Annotated in this window: 1 protein-coding gene; it reads right to left on the bottom strand. The window is 63.1% G+C overall.

Annotated elements, in window-relative coordinates; genetic code table 11:
- Positions 1-544, bottom strand: a 544-nt coding sequence (locus AC5Y49_RS24800; protein WP_499892020.1) for a transposase, incomplete at its 3' end; no start/stop codon positions are given.
- Positions 545-643 lie beyond the last annotated feature (99 nt).

Below are 643 nucleotides of genomic sequence, written 5' to 3'. Positions count from 1 at the left end.
GGGTCGCGCCGCCGGCGGCCTTAATCCGCGCCACGGTGCGCGCCATCGTGCCGATCGCCTTGGCCAACAGACCCGAATCAGTCGGATAGGCCACCGCGGCTTCCACCACGGTGGTATCGGCGCGGACCTTGTCGGTGCGCAGCAGCTTCGCCTCGCTGGCCTTAGCCAGCAGCGCCTCATTAAGCCCAGCGACCGCGCCCTCCCCGCAGCGGGTGGTGATCTTCATCAACGTGGTCGGGTGCGGCACCCGGGTACCGAACGGGATCCGGCAAAACCGCTGCCAGGAAATCGAATCGGCCACCTCCCGACACAACGGCTCGAAGCCCAACCGGTAACGGAACTTCAAAAACATCAACCGCAGGTAGGTCTCCATCGGAATCGACGGACGACCGATCCGGGCATCAAAATACGCCGCGAACGGCGCGAAGAACACCGGATCCTCCAACAGGGCATCCACCCGCGCCAACTCCGTCGGCAACACGAGCAGCTCCGCCGGCAAAATAGAATCCCACAACGTCGGCTGATCATTTACAGTACGAAACATGATGGCCTCGAATCCTTCTCGCCAAGGGTTCGAGGCCATCATCCCAGCTCAGCGGCCCCCAGGCCTTCCGCCACGCCGCGACTTTTTCAGGTCGAAGTA

This window comes from Mycobacterium sp. NGS62 (assembly GCF_059812285.1).
This window is presented reverse-complemented; position numbering and strand designations above follow the sequence as displayed.